General features: G+C 66.1%; 1 protein-coding gene (only partly in view). It reads right to left on the bottom strand.

All coding sequences use genetic code 11. The features are described from left to right. Nucleotides 1-197 precede the first annotated feature (197 nt). On the bottom strand, nt 198-24930 hold the 3' portion of the coding sequence (locus HT579_12225) for a tandem-95 repeat protein (protein ID QKS29605.1). It continues 19190 nt past the right edge of the window; the window shows 24733 of its 43923 coding nt (coding positions 19191-43923); the start codon falls outside the window, past its right edge; its stop codon occupies nt 198-200.

Below are 24930 nucleotides of genomic sequence, written 5' to 3'. Positions count from 1 at the left end.
AGCCGACGGCGTGCGGAGAGAAAACGGGGGAGACCGCGGGCGTGCGGTGGCCTGCCGATCGAGCCCGCCCCGCGGCGTGATCGACAAAGCCCGCCTGCCGGCGCCAACCGCGGCCGGAACCATCGTTGAATCGCAGCAGCGGGCAACCCGCCGCCGTGCCGGGACGGGCCTTGCCGGTTGCTGTGCTCAGCTCCTGCTCAGTGCATCGCTCCCCTGCTCGTCGCACTCGCCGCCGCCGGCACCGTGACCCTGAGCGCCGAGTTTGGCGACGCGGTTCGCGCCTGCCCGACATTGCCCAGATAGTCCTTCAGCCAGACCTTGCTCCGGCCGTCGGCGGCGATCCCCTTGCTGACAGCTCCCGGCACGGTGAACCTGGCGGCGAGGTCGATCACCGGCGCCGGAGGCGCGACCTCGCTCGGTTCCAGCACGACGCTGGCAGCGGGCGAAGCCAGTGCGAACGGACTCTGTGCGGTCTGCGCAGGCTGCGCAGCCAGCGATGGCCAGTCGGTAGCCAGGCTTGGCGGCAACGCCGGGGCTGGCGTCTGATCCGTGCCGTCGCCCACCGGCGCGGCGGCCGCAGCCACGGCCGCGGCACGACCGGCCACGGTGATTCGCCCATCCGTTTCATCGGCACCGGGCTGCGGGACGACGCCGAGCGTCAGGTGGCCGTCGTTCAGCAGCGCGTACTGCAGGTCGATCGGGCTGACGCCAAGCGGAGCCTCATCGCGGACGCGCAGGTCGATGTCCAGCAGGGTCCCCGTGCCGTCGGCGAGCGCTTCGAGCCGGCTCATGTCGACCGTGAGCAGGCCCGGTTGCTGGCTGCTGACGAACCAGCCGAAGTCGCCGGTGACCGAGCCGCGGCGGACGGCCAGCAGCTCGAAGCGGCTGGCGTCGTAAGCAACCCGGACCTGCAGGGACTCGAGACCGGCGGCGGCGTCGATCCGCACCGGAACGGTGACGACTTCGCCCGGATCGGCCGTCGCGTCGACCGGGATGTCTACGCGTGGATCCGGGCCGGCGAAGTGGATCGGTCCGATGCCGGCGGGGATCGGCGGGATCTCGGGCCGGTCGATCGCGCTGGCGCCCGTGAGGTAGCTCACCTCCTGCAGGACGCGGCTGGCGTCGAGCGAGGTCAGCGTGCCGCTGCCGTTGATGTCGGCGATGAGCAGCGGGTCGACGTTCGGCCAGGCGGCGAAACCGGTGTCCAGCTTGACCAAGACGCGCTGGATCTGTTGTCCGTCGAGCGTCGTATAGGCGGCGTTGCCGCTGGTGTCGCCGAGATAGCCGACGAGATGCAGGGCGTCGTCATCTATCACACTGCCGGCAACCGGCGCCCCACCGTCGATGCTCTCGACGCTGAGGTCGAGCACGTGCTTGGCGCCGTACGGTGCGCTGTTGGGAACACGGGCCACCAGATCAACCAGGCGAACGCTTCCGGCAGCCAGGGTAGCCTGTCCGGGCAGGAGGAAACTGATCCTTGCGCGCTGGCCGCCAGCGTCGCGCGGGGCGCTCTCGAAACGCACATCGCTGCCAGCCGGCAGGCCAGCGGCGGCCGTCGCGCCGGTGATGTCGAGCAGACGTGGATCGTAGTCGATGGTGAAGACGAGGCTCTGCAAGCCGCCGGAACTGGTGAAGCTGACCGGCAGCCTCTGGCCGGTGGCGGGGACATCGACCGGCTGGCCGGGGCCACGCATGAAGTCGGGCGCGCTGAGGATGCCAGCGCCGGTTGAGCGGAAGTCGAAACGGGTCAGCCAGTCGTCGCCGGCGATGCCGTCGCCGTTGCCGTCCAGGGCGCTGACCGCATCGTGGAAGCCCGCCGGGCCGCTGGCGAGGCGGACGCTGTAGCTGTCGAAGGACAGGATGCCACCACTGCGGATGAAGCTGAAGCCGCGCCCGTCCGCGTCGAGCAGCAGCGAGCCGCTGACGATGCCGGCGAGGTCGCCGACCAGTTGCACGTCAACCGGGCCACCGGTGGCACCGTGCAGGTCGATCGTGCTGGCGTCGAATGGGTGGTCGAAACGAACCTGGAAGCCGCTGGCGGTGGGCGTGAAGCGCTCGACGTCGAGCAGGTCCGGGCTGACCACGACGCTGAACGGCGTCGCGAGGTGGCTACCGTCTTCGTCGCTGGCAGCGGCCTCGATGTCGAAGGTGCCGCCGCTGCGCGCGTACAGGTGGCTGGCCTCGGTCGCGTCACCGGGGAGCGTGTCGCTGTGGCCGTCACCCCAGTTGATCCGCCAGCTGCCGATCGTGTCCTGACCCGGATCGCTGGCGGCGAGCTGGATCGTGTAGGGCAGACCGCCCGCTGCGCTGGACGAACCAGAGACGACGAGCGATGGCGCGACGTTGGCCACGCTGACGGTGAAGCTCCGCTCGGCCAGGCTCTGGCCATCGGAAATCTGGACGGTGAACGAATGAAGGGCGTCGCCGTCGAGTGCAGTGAAACTGAAGCGCCCGGTCTGGTCGAGAAGCCCACCGCCGCCGCTGAGGTGGTAACTCAGCGGATCGCCGTCGAGATCGCTGGCGCTCAACTGGAGTGAAAGCGTCTGGCCTTCGAGGAGCACCTGATCGGCGACCGCAGCGAGCGTCGGTACATCGTTGACCGCCCCGACGACGATCGCCGCTTGGCCGGGAACACTGTTGACGCCGTCGCTGACGAAGAAACTGAACCGGTCGTCGCCGGTGAAGTCCGCGTCCGGCCGATACTCGAAGTGACCGTCTGCGCCGACCATCAACTGGCCATGCAGCGGCGCCTGGTCGAGGATGAAGCCGAGGACGTCACCATCGGCGTCGGAGGCGACGAGGCGTGCGTCGAGCGGCGTATCCTCGAGCGTGCTGAACTGCTGCGGGGTGACCATGGGCGCGTCGTCGACCGGATTGATCGAGACCGCAACCGAAGCGGTCGCGAGGCGGCCCTTGCCGTCACGCAGCGTGTAGCTGAAGCTGTCCGTACCGTGGTGGTCGGCAGCCGGCGTGTAGCGCACCGAATCCCCGACGATGGCCACCGTGCCGTGCGTCGCCGGGCTGACGGAATCGATCGCCAGTCCCGCCGCGTCGACATCGCTGTCGTTCGCCAGCACGGCGATCAGAACCGACTGATCTTCGTTGGTCGTCGCCTGGTCGTCCTGCGCACGCGGCGCGTCGTCGACCGGCTGCACGCCGACCGCCACCGTTGCCGTGCTGCTTCCCTGGCCGTCGCTGATGGTGTAGCTGAATTGGTCATTGCCGAAGTAGTTGGCGGACGGGGTGTAGCGAATCGCACCGCCTTCAATGATCGCGGTGCCGTGGGCAGGCACGGAAACGGCTGTCAGCACCAGCAGATCGCCATCGACATCGCTGTCGTTCGCGCGGACGTCGATCAGCACCGATCCGTCCTCGGCGACTGCGGCCGCATCGTCCACACCTTGCGGCAGGTCGTTGATCGGCGCCATCGTCACCGTGACGTGGCCCACGTCTTCGGCGCCATGGCCGTCGCTGATGGTGTAGCTGAAGTGGTCGTCGCCGACGTAGTTGGCAAACGGCGTGTAGGTGACGCTGCCGTTCGCGTTGAGCACCGCGCTGCCGTGTTGCGGCGCAGTCACCGACAGCACCGACAACAGATCCTGGTCGGGATCGCTGTCGTTCGCCAGCACGTCGATGCTGACCGGGCGGTCTTCATCGGTGTACGCCTGGTCCGCCGCGGCAAGCGGGGAACGGTTGCTCGCCTCGACGAGCAGGCGAACGCTGGCCGGTGCGGAATGCAGGACCCCGTCGCCGAGCCGGTACTGCAGGACATCTTCGCCGCTGAACCCGCCTACCGGCGTGTAGATAAAGCTGCCGTCCGCCAGTGCCACGAGGGCACCGTGGGTGGGACCGGTCAGTAGCTCAACGGTCAGTGCATCGCCATCGGCATCGCTGTCGTTGGCCCGCACGTCGAAGCTGGCGCTGCTGCCCTGCAGAATCTGGACGACATCGTCCCGTGCCAGTGGCGCGTCGTTGACCGCGGCGATCGAGATCGTCGCTTGGCCGGGAACACTGCTCGCGCCATCGCTGACTTGGAAGCTGAAGTGATCGGTGCCGAAAAAGTCCGCATCGGGCCGATACTGGAAGCTCCCATGCGCGTCCAGGCTCAGGCTCCCGTGCAGTGGTTCCTGATCGATGACGAAGCGGAGCACGTCCGCATCGGCGTCGAATGCGACGAGAGCCGCACCGAGCGGCGTATCCTCGAGCGTACTGAACTGCTGCGACGTAACGGTGGGCGCGTCGTCGATGGGATTGATCGAGACCGCAACGAAAGCGGTCGCGAGCCGGCCTTTGCCGTCGCGCAGCGTGTAGCTGAAGCTGTCCGTGCCGTGGTGGTCGGCAGCCGGCGTGAAGCGCACCGCGTCCCCGACGATGGCCACCGTGCCGTGCGTCGCCAGGCTGAGGGAATCGATCGCCAGTCCCACCGCGTCGACATCGCTGTCGTTGGCCAGCACGGCGATCAGCACCGACTGATCTTCGTCGGTCGTCGCTTGGTCGCCCTGCGCACGCGGGGCGTCGTCGACCGGCCGCACGTCGATGGTCACCGTTGCCGTGCTGCTTTCCTGGCCGTCGCTGACCGTGTAGCTGAAGTGGTCGTTGCCGAAGAAGTCGCCAGACGGGGTGTAGCGAATCACACCGCCTTCGATGATCGCGGTGCCACGGGCGGGTAGGGAAACGGCTGTCAGCACCAGCAGATCGCCATCGACATCGCTGTCGTTCGCGCGGACGTCGATCAGCACCGAGCCGTCCTCGGCGACTGCGGCCGCATCGTCCACACCTTGCGGCAGGTCGTTGATCGGCGCCATCGTCACCGTGACGTGGCCCACGTCTTCGGCGCCATGGCCGTCGCTGATGGTGTAGCTGAAGTGGTCGTCGCCGACGTAGTTGGCAAACGGCGTGTAGGTGACGCTGCCGTTCGCGTTGAGCACCGCGCTGCCGTGTTGCGGCGCAGTCACCGACAGCACCGACAACGGATCCTGGTCGGGATCGCTGTCGTTCGCCAGCACGTCGATGCTGACCGAGCGGTCTTCATCGGTGTACGCCTGGTCCGCCGCGGCAAGCAGGGAACGGTTGCTCGCCTCGACGAGCAGGCGAACGTTGGCCGGCCCGGACTGCAGGACCCCGTCGCTGAGGCGGTACTGCAGGACATCTTCGCCGCTGAACCCGGCTACCGGCGTGTAGATGAAGCTGCCGTCCGCCTGCGCCACGATGGCGCCATGGGTGGGACCGGCCAGCAGCTCGACGGTCAGTGCGTCGCCATCGGCGTCGCTGTCGTTGGCCCGCAGGTCGAAGCGGGCGCTGCTGCCCTGCAGAAGCTGGACGATATCGTCCCGCGCCAGTGGCGCGTCGTTGACCGCGGTGATCGAGATCGTCGCCTGGCCGGGAACACTGCTCGCGCCATCGCTGACGCGGAAGCTGAAGTGATCGCTGCCGGCGAACTCGACATCGGGCTGGAACTGGAACTGGCCATGGACGCCGAGCGTCAGTTGGCCATGCAGCGGCGCCTGATCGAGGACGAAGTGCAGCACGTCGCCATCGGCATCGTGGGCAACCACGGCGCCCACGAGCAACGTGTCCTCGATGCCGCTGAACTGCTGCGGCATGACAACGGGCGCGTCGTCGACCGGATTGATCGAGATCGCAACCGAAGCGCTCGCAAGCCGGCCCTTGCCGTCGCGCAGCGTGTAGCTGAAGCTGTCCGCACCGTGGTGGTCGGGAGCCGGCGTGTAGCGCACGGCAGCGCCCTCGATAGCCAGCGTGCCGTGTGCCGGTGCAACCAGCGATTCGATCGCCAGCCCGACCGCGTCGATGTCACGGTCGTTGGCGAGGACGTCGATCAGAACCGACTGATCCTCTTGGGTCGTCGCGGAATCATCCTTCGCCAGCGGCGCGTCGTCGACCGGCAGGACTTCGACGCTGACGATCGCCGTGCTGTTGCCGCTGCCGTCGCTGACCGTGTAGGCAAAGCTCTCGCGGCCAAAGAAGTCAGCCGCCGGAGTGTAGCGGATGGCGCCGTTCTCGATGACCGCCGTTCCATGCGCCGGCAGCCACACCGAGACGAGTTGCAGCCGGTCGCCTTCGGCGTCGGTGTCGTTGGCCAGAACGTCGATCAGGACCGAGCTGTCTTCGTCGACCGTCGCCTCGTCCCTGACCGCGGTCGGCCAGTCGTTGACCGGCTTGACGGTGATGTGGACGGTCGCCGTCGCGGTCGCCTGCCCGTCACCGAGCGTGTAGGTGAAACCGTCGGTGCCGCTGAAATCGGCGTCCGGGATGTAGCGGAAGCCCGTGTTGTCGATCGTCACCTTGCCGTGTTGCGCATCGGAGAAGCCGATCAGCGTCAGCGCATCACCCTCGACGTCCTGATCGTTCGCGCGCACGTCGATCAGGACGAAACCGTCCTCGTCGACCTCGGCCGCATCGTCGCCAAGCCGTGGCGGGTCATTGACCGCAGCGACCATGATCAGCGCCTGCGCCGACGACGTCGCCTGACCATCGCCGACGCTGAAGACGAAGCTGTCCGGGCCGGCGTAGTCGGCATCGGGCTGGTACGTGAAGGAGCCATCCACGGCAAGGCTGAGCTGCCCATGCAGCGGCGCCTGGTCGAGGACGAAGCCGAGCACGTCGCCGTCGGCATCGCTGGCGACGAGCTGGCCGCCCAGTGGCGTGTCTTCCGCCGTGTTGAACTGCTGCACGGCGACCACCGGGGAATCGGCAACCGGGGTGATCGAGATCGCCACCGTCGCGCTCGCCGTGCGACCCTTGCCGTCGCGCAGCGTGTAAGCGAAGGTGTCGGTACCGTGATGATTGGGGGCCGGGGTATAGCGCACTGCCGAGCCGTCGACGACCACCGTTCCGTGCATCGCAGCGGTCAGCGAATCGATCGCCAGACCGAGCCGATCGCGGTCGCTGTCGTTGGCCAGCACGTCGATCCGCAGCGACTGATCCTCGTCGGTCGTCGCCTGGTCGTCGTGGGCCACCGGATCGTCGTCCACCGCCCGCACGGTGATCGTCACCTCGGCGCTGCTGCTTTCCTGCCCGTCGCTGATCGTATAGGTGAAGCGGTCGCTGCCGAAGAAGTCGGGCGCCGGAGTGTAGCGGATGAACCCGTTTTCGATGGTCGCGCGGCCGTTTGCCGGCGCCGAGACCGCGGCCACGACAAGCGAGTCGCCGTCCGCGTCGCGGTCGTTGCCGCGCACGTCGATCAGCAGCTTGCCGTCCTCGGCAAGCTCGCCGCTGTCGTCCACAGCGAGCGGACGGTCATTGAGCGCCGCAATGATGACCTGGACGGTGGCCACATCCTGGCGGCCACGGCCGTCGCTCAGCGTGTAGCTGAAGTGGTCGGTGCCGAAGAAGTCTGCCGCCGGCGTATAGGTGATGCTGCCGCCGGCATTGGCGACGGCGCTGCCGTGCTGTGGCGCGGCGAGCAAGGCAACCGCCAGTGCATCGCCGTCCGGATCGTGGTCGTTGGCCAGGACGGCGATCGTCACCGGAGTGTCTTCGTCGGTCGTCGCCGAGTCGTCCTCGGCAACCGGCGGATGGTTCACCGCGGCGACCTGCAGCCGTACCGTCGCCACCGCCGAGAACGCCTGCCCGTCGCTCAGGCGATAGGTGAAGCGGTCCTCACCGCTGAACCCGGCGACCGGCGTGTAGACGAAGCTGCCGTCCGCTTGCGCGAGCAACTGCCCGCTGGCTGGCGTCGACACCAGGTCGACGGTCAGCGCGTCGCCATCTGCATCGCTGTCGTTGCTGCGCACGTCGAACGGCACACTGCCATCCTGCTCGAGCGGCACGACGTCGTCGACCGCCACCGGATCATCGTTCGCCGGCGCGATCACGATCTCGACCGCCGCCGGAACGACCGTCACGCCGTCGCTGACGCGGAAGACGAAACTGTCGCGGCCGACATGGTTCGTGGCCGGCTGGTAGGTGAAGCTGCCGTCGGCGGCCAGCGTCAGTTGCCCGTGCGCCGGCGCCTGATTGAGCGCAAAAGTGAGCACGTCGCCGTCGGCGTCGCTGGCGACGAGTTGGGCACTCAACGGCTGGTCTTCGATGGTGTTGAACTGCTGCGCGATGACGATCGGCGCGTCGGCAACCGGCGCCACGGTCAGCGCGACCGACGCACTCGCCGTCCGTCCCTTGCCGTCGCGCAGCGTGTAGCCGAACGAATCGGCCCCGTGGTAGTTGGCGGCCGGCGTATAGCGCACGGCCGACCCCTGGATCACCAGTGCGCCATGCGCGGCGTCAGCCAGCGAGTCGATCACCATGCCGACGGCGTCGTAGTCGCTGTCGTTGGCGAGCACGCTGATCAACACCGACTGGTCCTCGTTGGTCGTGCGCGAGTCGTCGCGCGCCACCGGCGCGTCGTCGATCGGCAGCACGTCAACGGTGACGATCGCCGTGCTCTTGTCCTTGTTGTCGGTGACCGTGTAGGTGAAGGTGTCGCGGCCGAAGAAATTCGCCGCTGGCGTGTAACGCACGGCGCCGTTCTCGATCACCGCCTGGCCGTGCGCCGGAATCGTCACGCTGACGAGGCGCAGCGGATCGCCCTCGATGTCGCTGTCGTTGGCCAGCACGTCGATCAGCAGCGAGGAATCCTCGTCGACCGTCGCTCCGTCCTTCGTCGCCGTCGGCCAGTCGTTCGCCGTGTTGACCTTGATCGTCACCGTCGCCGTGGCCACCGCCTGGCCGTCGCTCACCGTGTAGACCAGGCTGTCGGGGCCGAAGTAGTTGGTATCGGGCGTGTAGCGGATGCGCCCATTCTCGATCGTCGCCCGGCCATACGCCGGCAGCGAGACGTCGGTGAGCGTCAGCGCGTCGCCGTCCGGGTCACGGTCGTTGGCACGCACGTCGAGCAGCACGAAACCGTCCTCGGCGAGTTCGGCCGTATCGTCGACCGCCTGCGGGGGGTCATTGACCGGGGTGACCGTGATCTCGGCGCGCGCGCTGCTGCTCAGCAGGCCGTCGGTGACGCTGAAAGTGAAGCTGTCGCTGCCGTGGTAGAGCGCCTGCGGCACGTAGATGAAACGCCCGTCGAAGTCGAGCGTCAGCGCGCCGTGCGCGGGGCCCTGCGTCAGCGTGAAGCCGAGCGCATCGCCCTCGTGGTCGTTGGCGACGAGCTGCGTGTTCAGGCTGATGCTCTCCGCGGTCTGGAAGCTCTGCACGCTGACACTTGGCGCGGTGTTGATGCGCTGAATCTCCAGCAGCACGTCGGCCTGCGCTTCGACACCGGCAGCGTCGGCCAGCACATAGCCGAAGCGGTCCTGCCCGTAGTAGTTGAGGTCCGGCACGTAGCGCACGCGCCCGTCGGCGAGAACCGACAGCTGCCCGTGCGCCGGCGTGTCGAGCCGCACGACGGTCAGCGTGTCGCCGTCAATGTCCTGGTCGTTGGCGAGGACGTCGAGATCGACCGTCTCGTTCATGAACAGCGTGCGACTGTCGTCGAACGCCGCCGGCGGATCGTTGACCGGCCGCACCACCAGGTGCACGACCGCGCGCGGCGACTTGAGAACGCCGTCGCTGGCCGCGTAGGTGAATCGATCGTCGCCGTTGAAGTCGGCGAATGGCTGGTAGGAGAACGAGCCGTCGGCATGGAAGACGAAGTCGCCGTGCGCCGGGCTGGAAACCAGCTCGAAACCGATCGGGTCGCCCTCCTCGTCGGTGGCGTTCGCCGCGATCGTTCCACCGATCGAGTCGTCTTCATCGACTTCGAAGCGCGCACCCTGTGCCACCGGCGCGTCGTTCACCGGGGTGATCGTCAGTTCGACGACGCCAGCAACCTGCCCGGCGCCGTTGCTGACCGTGAAGCCGAATCCGTCGCTGCCGCTGAAGCCGGCATCCGGCACGTACTGGAAGGTCCCGTCGTTGGCCAGAGTGAGCTGGCCGTGCGCCACCGTCTGCGCGACGGCGAAGCTCAGGGTGTCGCCATCCCGATTGGTCGCGCTCAGGCGCTGCTCCAGCGTCACGTCCTCGAGCGAGGCGAAGCGTTGCGTGCTGGTCGACGGCAGGTCGGCCACCGGCGTGACCTCGATGCGCACCGTCGCCGGCGAGCGGACGCCGGCCGGATCGGCGATCGTGTAGCTGAAGCTGTCGCTACCGAAGAAGTCGGCGCGCGGCGTGTAACGCACACGGCCGTCGCCGAGCACCTGCACCTGACCGTTCTGCGGCGTGCCAACCGCGACGACCGTCAGCGCGTCGCCATCGGGATCGCTGTCGTTGGCGAGAACGGTGATGTCGAGCGCGCTGTCCTCGGCCAGTGTCGCGGCGTCATCCGCCGCCACCGGCGGATAGTTCACGGCCTGCACGTCGAGGCGAACGGTCGCCGGCGTCGACCACGACTGGCCGTCACCGAGGCGATAGCTGAAGTGGTCCTCGCCGTTGAACCCGTCATCCGGCAGATACTCGAAGCCACCGCCGTCGAGCGCGGTCAGGACGCCATGCACCGGCATCGACAGCAACTCGATCGTCAGCGGGTCGGCGTCGGCATCGCTGTCGTTGGCCAGGATGTCGAACTGCGTTGCGCTGTTTTCATCGACCTGGATCGCATCGTCCGCGGCAATCGGCGCGTGGTTGACGCCACTGACGCGAATCTCGGCGCGCGCGGTCACGACCACCTGACCGTCGCTGACGCGGAACAGCCAGGAATCGGGACCGACGAAACCGACCTGCGGCGTGAAGCGGAAGCTGCCATCGGGGCCCAACTGCAGCGCGCCACGCAGCGGCGCCTGCTCGAGCGAGAAGCTCAGCGGGTCGCCTTCCGGGTCACTGGCGTGCAGCGCAGCGAGCAGAACGGTATTCGCCGGCGTCGCGAACTGCTGCGTCGTCACGCTTGGCGCATCGTTGGCCGCCGCCACCTGCAGCGTCACCGTCGCCACCGACGACCACAGCGCGCCGTCGCCCAAGCGATAGGTGAAACTGTCGTCGCCGGAGAAGTCGGTCTGCGGCAGGTAGACGAAGCTGCCGTCGGCGCGCTGTTCGAGCGTGCCGTACTGCGGGTCAGTCAGGCGCTCGAGGATCAACGCGTCGCCATCGGGGTCGACATCGTTGCTGCGCACGTCGAACTGCGCGCTGCCATCCTCGTCGAGTTGCACCAGGTCGTCCAGCGCGCGTGGCGCGTCGGCCACCGGCGTCACCGTCAGCAGCACCTCGGCGACCGCCAGGCCGCCGAGCGAATCGCTCGCGGTGTAGGTGAAGCGGTCGGGCCCGAAGTAATCGGCGTTCGGCGTGTAGCGCACGCGGCCGTCGCTGAGGATCGTCACCTTGCCGTGCGCCGGTACGCTGGTCGTCGAGACGCGCAGCGCGTTGCCGTCGGGATCGCTGTCGTTGGCCAGCACGTCGAGGTCGAGCACGCCATCTTCGGCGAGCGTTGCGGAATCGCCGAGAGCGGTCGGCGCGTCATTGACCGAGCGCACGACGAGTCCAACCGTCGCGCTGGCGGAGTTCAGGCTGCCGTCGTTCAGACGGTAGGTGAAGAGATCCTCGCCGTGGAAATCGGCTGCCGGCCGGTAGCTGAAGCTGCCGTCGGCCTCGGCGATCAAGGTGCCTTGCTGCGGGCTGGTGAGCAACTCGACGGTCAACGGGTCGCCCTGCGCGTCGCTGTCGTTCAGGCGAACGTCGAAGCGGATGACCGAATCCTCATCGACCGTGATCAGGTCGCTGACCGCCAGCGGCGCGGTGTTCGGCGGCATGACGAACTCGACGTTGTCGATGATCACCTCGCTGTCGGCGGCGCCGAAGCCGAGGAGGTCGAAGTAGAGGCGAATCGGCTTGTCGGTGGCGATGCCGGTGAGGTCGATCTCGAAAGTCACCGGGCCATCGGGAAGCGACGCACCTGCGGGCAGGCCATTGACCAGCACCCGCGCACCGGCGCTCAGTTGCCTGTTGGCTTGGATGTTGATCAGGGCGTCGCCGTTGGTCAGGCCGGCGGTGCCGACGATAGGTGTGAGAGTCGTGCCGTCGAGCAACGCTACTTCAAAAGCGTCCGATGGAGTGCTAGAGCTTGCACCCAGAGTGGCCGACCGTATCGTAAGCCTCAGCGCCTGAGCCTCAGTGGGAATGCTGAAGGCTTGGACAGCACGGTCCAGCAGCGAAAGCCCTTCTGCCAAAACCAATGCGTCCTGTCGCACGGCGGCCCCGCCGCCAAGAGTCCAGCCGAAGCCCGGAAGTGTCACATCGCTGATTGAGAACCCACCGTTCACAAGCTGTTCCGACGGTTCGATGCGGAACACGCCCCGTGTTTGTGCCGTCAGTCCGCTCCCACTTGCTCCTGCTTCCTCTGTGCGCTGAAGCGTCGTCTCGGCCCCAACACCTTCCACACCATGCACGCCCAGTTGCTCCGCGCGTACGAGCAAGGCCCTCAGGGCAGCTCGATCAGATTCGGTTGGTAGACGCCGAACACCGGGTGAAAGTGAAGCCATCATCACGCTTTCAATCACAGCCTCAGGTGAACCGTCGTCCAAGCCCAGCGCGTGACCTAGTTCGTGACTCAGAACGCTTAACAGGTCCATCCTCCCGGTAGCGGCGCTTACGGTTGGCTCCACGCCGACGGAACCCTCGGCCCTGACAAACTCCTGATTCTCCTCAGGGGTATCGTCGACGAACCAGCCGAAGCCCGCGGCATCTGCACTCAGCAGCAGGCTTTCATTCTGGAGCTCCGCCAGCACTCCGCTTGGAAGGGGCTCAACTCGAATCGAGCTCACAAAGTCGATGAAGTCGTCGCCGCCGATCCCCCAGGCGCTCAGTGCCGTATCAGCGACTTTCCAGAACGCCTGATCCACAACCAACTCCTGCTGGATACTACTGCCCATCCCAGTCGCGTGCAGCGGAAAACCAGGTGGATTCATGCGGAAGTCAAAGTGGTGCCAATGCGTTTCTTTGTATTCAATCATTGAATTCCTGAATACAAGCCACGGCAAGGCACTTAGCCGGGTCGCGAGAACGTGTCGTAAAGCTGGATAGGTTGGCTCGTCTTTGGTCCCTCCGGCGCCCCCCACCAAGACGCGATCGAAGGTTGTCCCGGCGGCCTCAACAAAAGCAACGATATCGTTTACCACGATTTCTTCAACCGTTATCAGAGTCCGATTCGGATCATCTATCTGGGCAAACCAGTCAAGGAAATACTTCTCTCTGCTCTCCAACCGTGCCAGCTCCAAGGTCTCCGCGGCATCTAAGGTACCCGTCGCAGCCTGTCCTTGTAACGCTTTGATCGTCGAGCGACTAGCTCCAACAGAAGATTTCAGATCTTCAAAGGTTTCCGTTGCTGGCACCGCAGCCGGCCGCTGAATGGTCACTCCGCTTGCTAAGACCTCTGCTGCCAAGCGATTCTGATCGATGTCCATATCGACAGTTCGTCCTGTAGCATGGCTCCCCATGTACGGCCTCCTCTGTTTGTCGCGGCCATGAACATCACTTAGGCTGTCGCCGAAAACATCTGCCATCCCATTGACCTGCTGGGTTCGAGGGTCAGGAATGTCCGAAGAATTCCGCGTAGCGGTTTCCACAAGTTTAATCGCCCAATTGGTCCCAAACCGTTCTTCCTGCAGTGCTCCACCCGCTCCATCCATTAACCTATAGTCAGGCATGCCTTGAGCTGCATCGAGACTTGGAAGTTCCTGCCACCTTGGAGCATTTGGGCGATTCATCCACAAAGCAGTCGCCGAATCTACGATGCCGGACGGCGGTACCGCTCCATTTTTGTTCAAGTTGACAGCCGTCTGAAAGAGCTTTATTCCTTCGGATTCGAGCGGTTCCCCCCCGGATCGGTTCTCGATCGATCCGTCAACGGTAATGGGCACACTACTGGAAGAAGGCCCGGTATTAGTGATCGTTCCGCCCCAACCCGCAAAGCCCAAGTATCGAAGCCGTTGCTCGACCCTATAAACATCCAGTGGATTATTCTTGGCCTTCGGAGAGCCACCAACCTCGCCACCAAGCTGAAACGGAAGGAAGCCCGGATCCTCATTTGGGCCAGGGCTTACCTCGCTCGTTAGGCTGCGCGTGTCTTGCACCCGGACCCTCACCAAGCCACTTCTCATCTCATGGTGCCCGTTGACCAGGACCTTGTACGAAAACCTCCCTTCCAATGCCACTCCAGAAAGTGCGTCTCCTCGACGCACACGCAAGGGATCGATATCCGGCGCGAAGTAGAAGACGCCAGTGCTTTCCGACTTCGACGTCGAGGACTGCTGCAATCTCTCATCATCGCCCTGAACGATCTTGAACAGATCTTGGCCAGTTGCGTAACGATAGGTGGCAACCTTCCCCTCTGTGAACGAGTCCGTCCAAATCCGAAACGGCTTCTCACCCGGCCAAGCGAGTTGCAGCAAGCCCTGCTGAATCTGGGGCCCAAGCTTGGCTTCGAGAAGCTCGGTGAGATTCACGCGAGCGATGTCGCCGAAACGCACTAGATCAGGCACTTCCAATACGAGCGGCTTGCTCGCTGTCGCCGCAAGTCCGACCGGAATAGCCCGGAAATCCAGGGCACTCCGTTGAACGCTAGCATTAACTTTGTCGATAGCCTTGCGCTTAAGAAGATCGGGGGCCGCCGACTCTACAGTCTGAATCATCTCGTCGACTGAGAAGACGAGCGCACTGCCGGGGGTGAGGACTTGGCCGCTGCGCCTTCCCATCAAGCCAACGTAAAGCGACTTGCCGTCAGGCGAAAGCGTAAGGCTGTGCGCCAATCCCGCCGGTATGGGCGTTGTTGCCGCGACCATCTTCGGCGTCGGACCGAAAGGATCCTTGATGACTGCAACCTTCGCACCAAATCCAGCGGCCATGTCTTCCTGGATGAAGTTGGCGCTTATGGGCCATGGGAATCCGGACACCCAATGATCGAGAACAAAGGCATACGACTGGTCCGGCAGCGTCACGACTGCTCTTGCGTTACGAACATCGAGACGATTCGGCTGGTCGACCTCGAGTTGAAGCCTGATCGGACTGACATGGACCCTCGGATCCCGGGAGTCGGGGTTCGTCACGACAAGAGCGCTCAAACCATCCGTAAATCCAGGAACGGATGGGCTGCTGAGAAAGTTGGTGACGAGGAGCCGTTTGGGGTCGGCCGTGGCATGTACGAAATAGGGATCCAGACCGACCTGCTGGACGTCAACGATCCGTCGCCATTTATTCGGATTGGATGCGCCCGCTTCGATGGGTTCGTCCTTCGGATCGACATTGACGACAACGACGTGGCCAGGAACTCTCCCCCCTGCGTAGAACCCTCCGCCTTGTGGGCCATCGTACTGCGTTGTTCCGGGTACTGCGACGACGAGCAACTCTCCGTCGGCACTAACCGCCATCCCTCTGAGACCGTGAGTGAGTACGTCGCTAATGCTGGGCTGGACATCAATGCTTTCTACCTTCTCGTGATAGGTGGGCGACGCTGGTCGAATATCGACGACGTAGATCGCGGTACTACCCGAACCGCTTGCATAGAGGAATGATCCTCCTGGATCGACAGCCAATGAACCGATTGCACTTGGCAGCACGATCGGATCGACCCCGGCCGTCCCGTGCTGTGCATCAGTAAACACATCGACCTGTCTTAGCGTCAGAGCATCCAGAACGGCGATGCCGCGTGAGGTCGCTGCGTAGGCTCGCGTACCGTCTGGCGTAACAACGATCGGCGATGTGAAGCCCTGATACCTTAGCCCTTCGAGATCGATGCTGGCGAGCGTCTGCTCACTCGTCGCATCGAGCACCTGCACGGTTGATGGTGCCAGGGCGGCGAACACGAGGTCACGTGTTTCGCTGAAATGCAGTGGAGCGCTTTTCGCCCAGACCTGCGGTGCTGTACGACGCGCGACGAAAATCTTCGCTGCCCCGAGGGCTATCCGTCGAGGTATGGCAACCGTAAGCTCCTGCCCGTTGAGCGATGTGGGGCTTTCGATCATCGGCTGCGCGACGCTGCCGGTCTGGTACCAGACTTGCAGGTCAGACAGGTTGGTACCAAAGTTCTGCCCTGTCAGCACCAGCCGGGCGGAATCGCCAGTCCCCGTAAGCGTTGCTCCCGTTATCACTGGCGCAGCCACCTGTGCAGGCGTCGGAAGAGTCTGTGAATTGATCGATATCGAGATGTTTGGCGCCTGCGCGTTCACTTGCAGGACGCTGCTAACGGTGCCGGCCAGCAACTGCACGAGGTTGATCGCCGGACGTAGCGGCAGAGCCATGCTGGCAAGCGATGGCACCCTCATTCCGTATGGAGCAAGTGCGTCAAGCACGATCGTGGTAACGGCTGTACTGAGCAGCGAGTCGACGGCCGCCTGAACAACGTTGTTCGCCACAACAGCCAAGTACTTCCCGGCCGCCACAATCCCCGGCCATGGGGGCGACGTGGTGCGCGCAAAGCCGTCGTCTCCCACCAACCCGGTCTCTTCCAGAAGCCAAACTGGGCGTAGCACACCGCTTTCGTTGGGTTGTTCCGACATGCGGAAGAAATACACCGTGGTTCCCTGAGCGAGATGCCCAGGAACGGGCATGAGCAACTGCGCTGGCGAACGAAGTGCGTCGCCTTCAACGGAGAGGTCGAACGCACCCACGTACTCGAAAGGCGACGGCACAGCTAGTGGAAGGTCGCTTTGAACTATAGAATGGACGGCAACGGTCCGCCCGGCATCAAGAGACCCTGGGGCAATCGTCACGACAGTTCCATCAGAACTCTTGACCGCGCCACCCTGGACGTCCAATACTGCCGATTCGCTCTGGGCCTCGGAGACACGCACATCGACATCTACCTGGCCACCCGAGTAAATCACGCTGACGGTTGCTACGCCTTTCTGCAATGCCGTCAGGAGCCCGGTCTCGGTGACCGAGATAATTCCACTGTTCGAAACGAAGTACGCAGTGCCTGACGTGGTGTCGCTGACATCCATGCCACTTGGTGACAAGACGCGGAGCTGTCTTGTGTTATAGCCTTCTGCCAGGGTAATCGATCCGGGATAAACGCTTGGATCAAGAAATCCATAGTCGATCGGATACTCGGCGTCTGGATCTGCTGCATCTGGAAGTGGTGCGGCGATGACATTGACGACGCTTACGGCCTGAATTCCTTGACTTTCAACACGGATTACGGTGGAGCCCGACGTTATTCCAGTTGCCAACCCCTGGCCCGACACGAGCACCACTGCTGGGTCGCTCGAAAAGAACTGCAAGTAGCTTGCAGGAAGACGAACGTTTTCCTGATCCTCAAAATCGCCACTCACGTTCAGCGCGGCAGAGCCCCTTTCGAACAGGACGGGAAGCCTGGGCAGGTCGATATGAACCAGTCGGGCAGCACTGACCTCGATGTCAAAAGACGCGACCGAGGCCCCGACATATCCATCATCTGCGACCAGAGCGAACCCGCCTGCGCCGGTGTAGCCCGACTCAGGCGAGAAAAGCACCGACGCACCATCGGCATTCAAGGCAGCCAAGCCGCGGGTCGAGCTGGCGACTCGGAAAAATACCGAATCGCCCTCCAGATCGCCGATCATCGGCGTGATCGGAATCGTCACTTCCAAATCCCGGTGCGTCTTGATCGCTTGTGGCGTAAGGACTGGCGCCTGATTTGACGCGTAGCCCATGTTCTGGAACAGCAGTCCGCTGTCAGCGCCATCGATCTCCCCGTCCCGGTTCGCATCGGCAGCAGCCACGTAACCCGCGTCGCCGGCACGTGCGCCGCGTGCCGCGGCGACGATCTGGGCGTCGCCGCCATCGACCCGCGTATCGGCATTCGCGTCACCGGCAATGAAGATCTGCAGGCTGTAATCGCCGGCAGTGGTCGCGTCGGCACCGGCCACGCGCAGTAGATGCAGGACATTGCCCGGCAGGGCGCCGGCACCGCGGCTCAGGGCAAAGAGCGCGAAAGCCTTGCCACCGACTGCATTGCTGGCGATAGGCGTCAGCCCCTCGATCATCGGCACGGCTGGCAGCAACATACTGCCGGCAGCAGCCTCGACCGTCACGCCGAGGTAGATCGTGCCGCTCGCCGTCGAGGCGAACTCGGACGGGCGGACGGCGAAGGCGAGCCGGTCGTCCTCGCCGGCGGCGAGGTTGCCGGCAAACGGTGCGGCGAGATAAGTGCGCGCGGCGCCGAGATCGCCGGCCAGCGCACGAACGGCCGGTGCTGCGCCGCTGTAGTCGATCGCCAGATCGTTGGCGCCGGTGATGATCGCCAGGCGACCGAAAGCGGCGACTTCGTAGCCGTAGTGCGTCGATTCGCTGTCCGCGATCCGCCGCACCGACGACAAACGACCTTCTCCATCGTAACCATAGACGATGCGTTCGCCGTTCGGCGCGCTGATGCCGGCGATGCGGCCGGCGGCATCGGTCGTGAAGCGGATCGCCTCGCCATTGGGCGCGACGATGCCGCTGTCGCTGACCACCAGCCGCTTGCCGCTGGCCGAGACGATGGCGGTCACGCCGCGCGCGGCGTCGATTTCGTAGGCGGTGCCGTCGGGTCCGGTCAGGACGAGCTGTGCTTCGTCGCCGGCCGGCAGCGTCGGGTTGTAGGGCAGACCACTGGCGAGATCGAAGAGCCGGTTGCCGGCCAGCGTTAGCTGACGATCGACCGCCGACAGCGTCCAGCCGGTGCCGGCGTCAGCGGTGAAAGCTGGCGTGTAGACCGTCAGGCCGGGCGTTTCGTGCTTCTGCGGAGTGAAGCTGAAGCCGACGCGTTCGCCGCTTGGCAGGCTCAGATAGACGCGCGTGCCGAGGCTGAAGGGGTTGGCGACGCCTGCGTTCTCGCGGCCGGTGAGGGGAACGTCGGTCTGCAGGTCGACATCGCGCAGCGCCAGACGCCAGCCAGGGCCGAAGCTGCCCTCGTTGGCGACGGCGAGCGAATCGTACTGGCGCACGAGATCGATGGCGACCCCGTCGAGGCTGAGCGACAGATCGCTCTCGCTGCGCAGAAACTGGCCGGGCTTGGCGGCGCTGGCGATTTCGATCAGCGCCTCGCTGGTCGTCACCCGGCCAGCCAGGTCGCTGGCCGTCAGGCGCAGGCGGTAGATGCCGTTGGCGAAACGGCCAACATCGAGTGTCGCCAGTGCGGCGTTGGCGACCGACGTGGTGCCGCGGGCAAGGACGATTTCGCCGGCGCCCTGCCCCGCCGCGTTGCCGGCGGAGGCGGCATCGCTCGCCGGGGCGAACGGCAGCAGCGACAGCGACCATTCGTCGAAGTTGACATCGGAGACGGTCGCGCGGATCTCGGCCGGCGCCGACAGGCGCGCCGAATGCAGGGTGGAGTCGAGCACGGCAACCGGTGCCGCCCGGTCGAGCGGGTCGCGCACGCGCAGGCTGCTGCGCGCGGTGCTGGTGAGGCCGTCGGCATCGGTGGCGGTGGCGACGAGTTCGAGCTTGCCGGGTGCATCGGCGCGGATGCGCGCGCTGCCGGTCGCGTCGAGCACCACCGCCTCGCCATTGACCGTCAGGCTGGTCGAGGTGATCGGCGCGAAGCTGCTCGCCAGGACGTGGACGACGATCGGCTGGCCGGGGACGGCGGCGAAGCTCGGTGTCTGTTCGATGGTCACCGTCGGGGCGACGGGCGCCAGGCTCGCGCGCAGCACGAGCGGCTCGGTGGCCGACAGTTCGCCGTCCGAGACGGTGACGAGCGCCAGGTAGTCGCCGGCATCGCCGACGCCCGGCGTCCACTCGATGACGCCGGTGGCCGGATCGAGCGTCGCTCCCGGTGGGAGGCCCTTGGCGCTGAACGTCAGCGTGCTGTTGCGGTCGGGGTCGGAGGCGTTGAGCGCGACGGTGAGCGTCTGTCCGATCTGCGCCTGGTGCTTCTCGACGGCGAGCGCCGGCGCGCGGTCGAGGTTGTCGACGCGCAGGTTGACGTCGAGGGCGCTGCGCGCGCCATCGGGATCCTGGGCGAGGAAGCTCAGCACGTAGTCGCCGGCCTGCTCGTAGGTCGGCGTCCAGGTGAAGCTGCCGCTGCGGCCGTCGAAGCGGGCACCGGCGGGCAGCGGTTTGCTCGAGGCAAAGGCGATCGGGTCACCATCGAAGTCGTTGGCGACGACGGTGAAACTGATCTCGGCGGTTTCGCGCGTCGATTGGTCGGCGATCGGCGTGACGATCGGCGCCTGGTTGAGATTGGCGACCTGCAGCGAGATCGTCTCGCTGTCCGAGCGGTGGCCGTCGCTGACGCTGAGAACGATGCCGTCGTAGTCGCCGGACTGGATCAGGTTCGGCTGCCAGGTGAGCAGCCCGGTTCGCGGGTCGAGGCTGGCGCCGGCCGGCAGGTTGGTCGCGCTGAAGGTCAGCGGGTCGCCATCGGCGTCGCTGGCGACCAGCGGCAGGCGCAGCGCGTCGCCTTCGACCAGCGTGTAGTCGCCGACGGCCTGCAGAACGGGCGCCTGGTTGGCTGCGCGGACGACGATGCGCAGCATCTGCTCGTCGCTGCCGATCGGTCCACGGCCGTCGTTGCCATCGTCGGCGACGCGCAGCGTCAGTTGATGCACACCGAGATCGGCGGCGGCCGGCGTCCAGGTGAACAGCGCCGTACCGTAGAACGCCTGCGGGGTGATCGTCGCCCCGGCGGGCAGTGAGTCGGCCGAGAAGATCAGCGGGTTCTGCTCGAGGTCGCTGGCGCGGATCGTGAAACTCAGCGTTTCGCCGGGCAACGCGACCAGATCGCCGAGGTAGGCGAGTTCGGGCAATTCGTTGAGGACGCTGACGCTGAGCACGAAGCTCTGCGTGCTGCTGCGCGCCGCGGCGGCGCCGGCGCCATCGCCGTCGTCGGTTGCCGTCAGCGTGATGACGTGGTTGCCACGGTCGCTCGCTCCCGGGTTGAAACGGAAGAAGCCGGTTCCGTTGCCATGGTCGGTGAAGCTGGCGAACGCCGGCAGCCCGGCGGCGCTCAGCGCCAGCGCGTTGCCGTCGGCATCGCTGACGCTGACCGGCAGATCGAGTACCTGACCACGATCGACCGTCTGGTTGGCGAGCGCTTGAATCGCGGGCGCCTGATTGGCGTTGATGACGGTGATCGGCACCTTGATCGTCGCGACGCCCGACGTACCGGTGCCGTCGCCATCGTCGCTGGCGGTGAAGCTGACGACGTGCGTCCCGGCCTGCGTGAAGCCGGGCGTCCAGACGAACATCGCCGTGTCGGCGTCGAAGGTGGCGCCGGCGGGCAGGTTGGCGGCGATGTAGCTGACCGTCGGCTCCGTTTCGAGCCACGGTGTGAGGTTGCCGTCGGGCAGGCGGTCCGGCGGGACGAAGCCCGGGTTTTCCGGGTCGAAGGCGAAGGCGCGGAAGAACAGCGTCTGCCCTTCGCGCACCTGCCACTCGCCGAGCTGGTCGAAGCGCGGCAGGCCATTGACGTTGAGGACGGTGATCGTCGTCGTGACCGTGGCCGACGACTGCCCGTCGCCGACCGAGAACGGGATGCGGTAGGTGCCGGCCTGGGTGAAGGTCGGCGTCCATTCGAACTCGCCGGTATTCGGGTCGAGGAACGAGCCGCCGGGGAGGAAACGGCTCGAGTAGTACAGCCGTGCGCCTTCGGGATCGCTGGCCTGAAGCTGGAAGCGCAGCGGGTCGCCTTCGCGGATGGTGCGGTCGGGCGGCGTCAGCAAGGTCGGCGGCTGGTCGACCGGCAGCACGGTCAGGCTGAAACGGATCGTGTCGCTGGCCAAGCCGTCGCTGACGCTGATGCTGATGTCGCGATAGACGCCGGCGGCGCTGAAGCCGGGTGTCCAGGTGAGGGTCTGCCGCTCGGCGTCGATCGTCGCGCCGCCGGGCAGATTGTCGGCGTAGAAGTACAGTGGATCGCGGTCGGCGTCGGTCGCCAGCAGCGGCAGTTCGAACAACTGCCCTTCATCGATCTCGAAACCGTCGGCAAGGTCGGTGAGCTGCCACTGCGGCGCGTGATTCACGCCGGTCAGGCTGATGGTGAACGACTGCAGCGCGTAGGCGCCGCCCGCGTCGTAGGCGCGCAGGACAACGTCGGCCTGCTCGGGGCTGGCGAAGGTGGGCGTCCAGTTGACGACGCCACTCTGGGCGTCGACGGCCATGCCGCGCGGACCGCTTTGCAGCAGGTAGGCGACGGCGCCGCTTTCCGGATCGCTGGCGACCGCCGTGTACTGATAGGCCTGCCCGGCCTGCGCCTGCGTCAGCGGCGTCGAGCTGAAGACCGGCGACCGGTTCGGCGCCGGCACCGCATAGACGCCGTGACCGATGTCGACACGCTGCCAGAGCGGGTCGCTGACCGTCACCGTCTGCACGACGGTCGATTCGCCAGGGTGCAGGGCGCCATCGGCGAGTTCCTCGTCAAGCTCGATCAGCCACAGTCCGAGGTTGTTCGGGCCGTCGGCGTTGACCGGCTGCCCCTGGAAGTAACGGGCAGGATCGAGCGCCAGGACGATCGGCGCCAGCAGGTCGCCCTGGCCGATGTTGGTCACCCGGACGTCGTACGAGATGGTGCCGTCGGCGCGCGACGCGCGCGTGTTGAGAAAATCGATCCGCACCTGCGACGAGAGGTCGGCGGTCGTCGTGAATTCGCTGCGCCAGGCCGTGCCGAGCGTGCTGCCGCTGCGTGCGGCGATGGTCGCCGACACCTGCAGCACGAAGCTGTCCGGCGCCAGCGGATCGGTACGCAGCGTGACGCTGCGGCTCGCGGCGTCATAGCTCGCGGAGCGGATCGTCAGGCCGCCGGCGCTGGTGCCGGTCAGCGTGTAGTTGGCGAGGTTGAGCACCGACGCCGGATCGGTGGCGTCGCCGGCATTCATGTCCTGGTCGAAGCTGACGGTCAGGCTGGCCAGCGGCAACGCGGCCGCCCCCTGGTGCGGCGGGTTGGTGCCGATGACGCGCGGCGCAAACACCGGCGCAACGCGGTCGATCTGATGCGACTGGGCGACGAGAAGCGCGCCGTCGGGAGTCGCCAGCACCGTCTCGCCACGGCTCCCGCCACGCGCGATGGTGACGTGCTGCAGCGAAACGAGGTCGAGCATCACCAGTTTGCCGCCGTTGGTGCTGACGAACAGCAGGTCGGAGAGCGCCGATCCGGGCAGCCCGAAGGCCAGCGAGTCGACCGCCTCGTCGAGCCGCGCCACGGCATGTGCGCGCCCCAGCGGCGTGAACTGGACAATCGTTCCCCGCTCGGGCCACGAGGTCCCCCAGAGGTCGCCGGCCGGCGAGAAGGCGAGGTCATCGACGCGGTAGTCGCTGAACGGCGCGAAAGTCTGGCTGACCGGGTCGAAGATCTCGACGCCGGCACCGGTGGACACGTAGATCCTGCCGCTTTGCGGGTGAACCGCCAGCGCCTGGGTGATGCCGTCGCCGTGCTCGGCGGTGACCGCGCCGCTGGTCGGGTCGAGCTCGACGAGCGGCCCGCCGCCGGTGGTCGCCCACAGGCGGCCATCGGCGTCGACCGCCAGGTCGAACACCGGTCGTTCGAGGCGGATCAGCGCTGCGCCGGCGACGCCGCCATTGGCACTCAGGCGATGGAGTTCGCCGCGATTGCTGCCGCCGCTCGCCAGCACGCTGCCGTCGGGCAGGCGAACGATCGCCAGCGGGCCGATGTCGGCGAAGCTCTGGCGGATGCCGGTGGCGAAGGCTTCGGCAGTGAACGGGCTGAGCACGGTCGAGAATTCCGCGGGTCGCGAACTCGGTGCGAGGTTGAGCGCGCCCTTGGCGGCCTCGACGAACAGCGGGTTGGTCGATGGCTGCACGGCCGGTGGTGGCGGCGGATCGGCCGGGGTGGTTTCGAAGGTCGGCAGGTTGCCGAGGTTGACGCGTGAGCCATCGTCGGGCGCGAGCGAGCCGGCCGGCGGCTGCTCGCGGTTGCCGGCGTGGTCGGTGGCGAGCGCGAGGAATTCGTAGGTATGGCCTTCGCGGCCCTGGTAGATGCCAGCCGTGTCGTTGGTCTGGCGCAGCCAGATCTTGAAGTCGCCGCCGTCTTCGGCGACGTAAACAGTGGCGTGGCGAACGCCGGACCCGCCGGCGTCGTCGACCGATGTCCAGCGCAACTGGTAGTCGTTGCCGCTGGCGCCGATGCGATCGGCGGTCAGCGTCGTCACCGGCGCTGCAGCGTCGAGGGTCTGGCGGATTTCCTTGGCGTCCTGTGGCGCGGCGGTGTTGAAGAGGACGCGCGCCGAGGCGGTGATCGCGTCGCCGGTCAGGGCATCGGTGCGCGGCTGGATCGTGTAGCCGACGCTGCCGCGGCCAATCCCCTGCGCGTTGTTCGGCGCAACCAGGCCCTTGGTCGTGTCGCGCAGGACCTCGCCGGTCAGCGGGTCGATCGCCTCGAACAGCCAGCTCGCAACCGACTGCTGGGCATCGACGCCGGCGGCGACGCGCAGGATGAAGCCCTTGCTGCGCGTGAAATCGAAATCGCCCTGGAAGGTCGCGCGACCGTCGGGGATGTGCACCTGGATGTCGCCGATGCGGATGTCGCCAAGGCGGAAGGTACGCGGGTCGAGTTGCGCGTCGAGCCGCGAGATCACTTCGATGCTGCCCGGCCTGGCCGAAGCGGTCGGCGGATTCTCGAAGGCGATCTCGTAGGGCAGCGCCTGCCCGCTCGGCAGGAACTGCGCCGCGCCGAATCCCTGCGGGCCGGTGATCGTCGTCGTGGCGCCGACGGTCGCGGCAGCTTCAAAGGCTTTCGAGAAGTCGACGGGGCTGACTTCGACGCCCGGGTTCTTGCTCGCGAGATCGAAGAAGCCGGTCTGTTCGCCGCTTGCCGAAGAGAAGACGGAACCGAAGTCCGGCAGTGCCATGCCGGCGGTCCGCTTTTCGAACGGAATCCACGGCACGTAGATGTTGAACGCCTGGAAGTGCGTCGGCTGCGAGAGCTGGTGATCGAACTCGTCGTAGGTCGGCAGCTTCGGGATCGGGATGTCTAGTTCGGCGTCGTACCACACGCCGTCCGCACCCCGGAAACGCGCCTCACGGTGATCGTAGCCGGCCAGAGGCGCCAGCTTTCCGGGCGCATCGCCGTACCAGGCGTGAATCCGCTCG

This window comes from Candidatus Accumulibacter similis (assembly GCA_013347225.1).
Lineage (GTDB): Bacteria > Pseudomonadota > Gammaproteobacteria > Burkholderiales > Rhodocyclaceae > Accumulibacter > Accumulibacter similis.
This window is presented reverse-complemented; position numbering and strand designations above follow the sequence as displayed.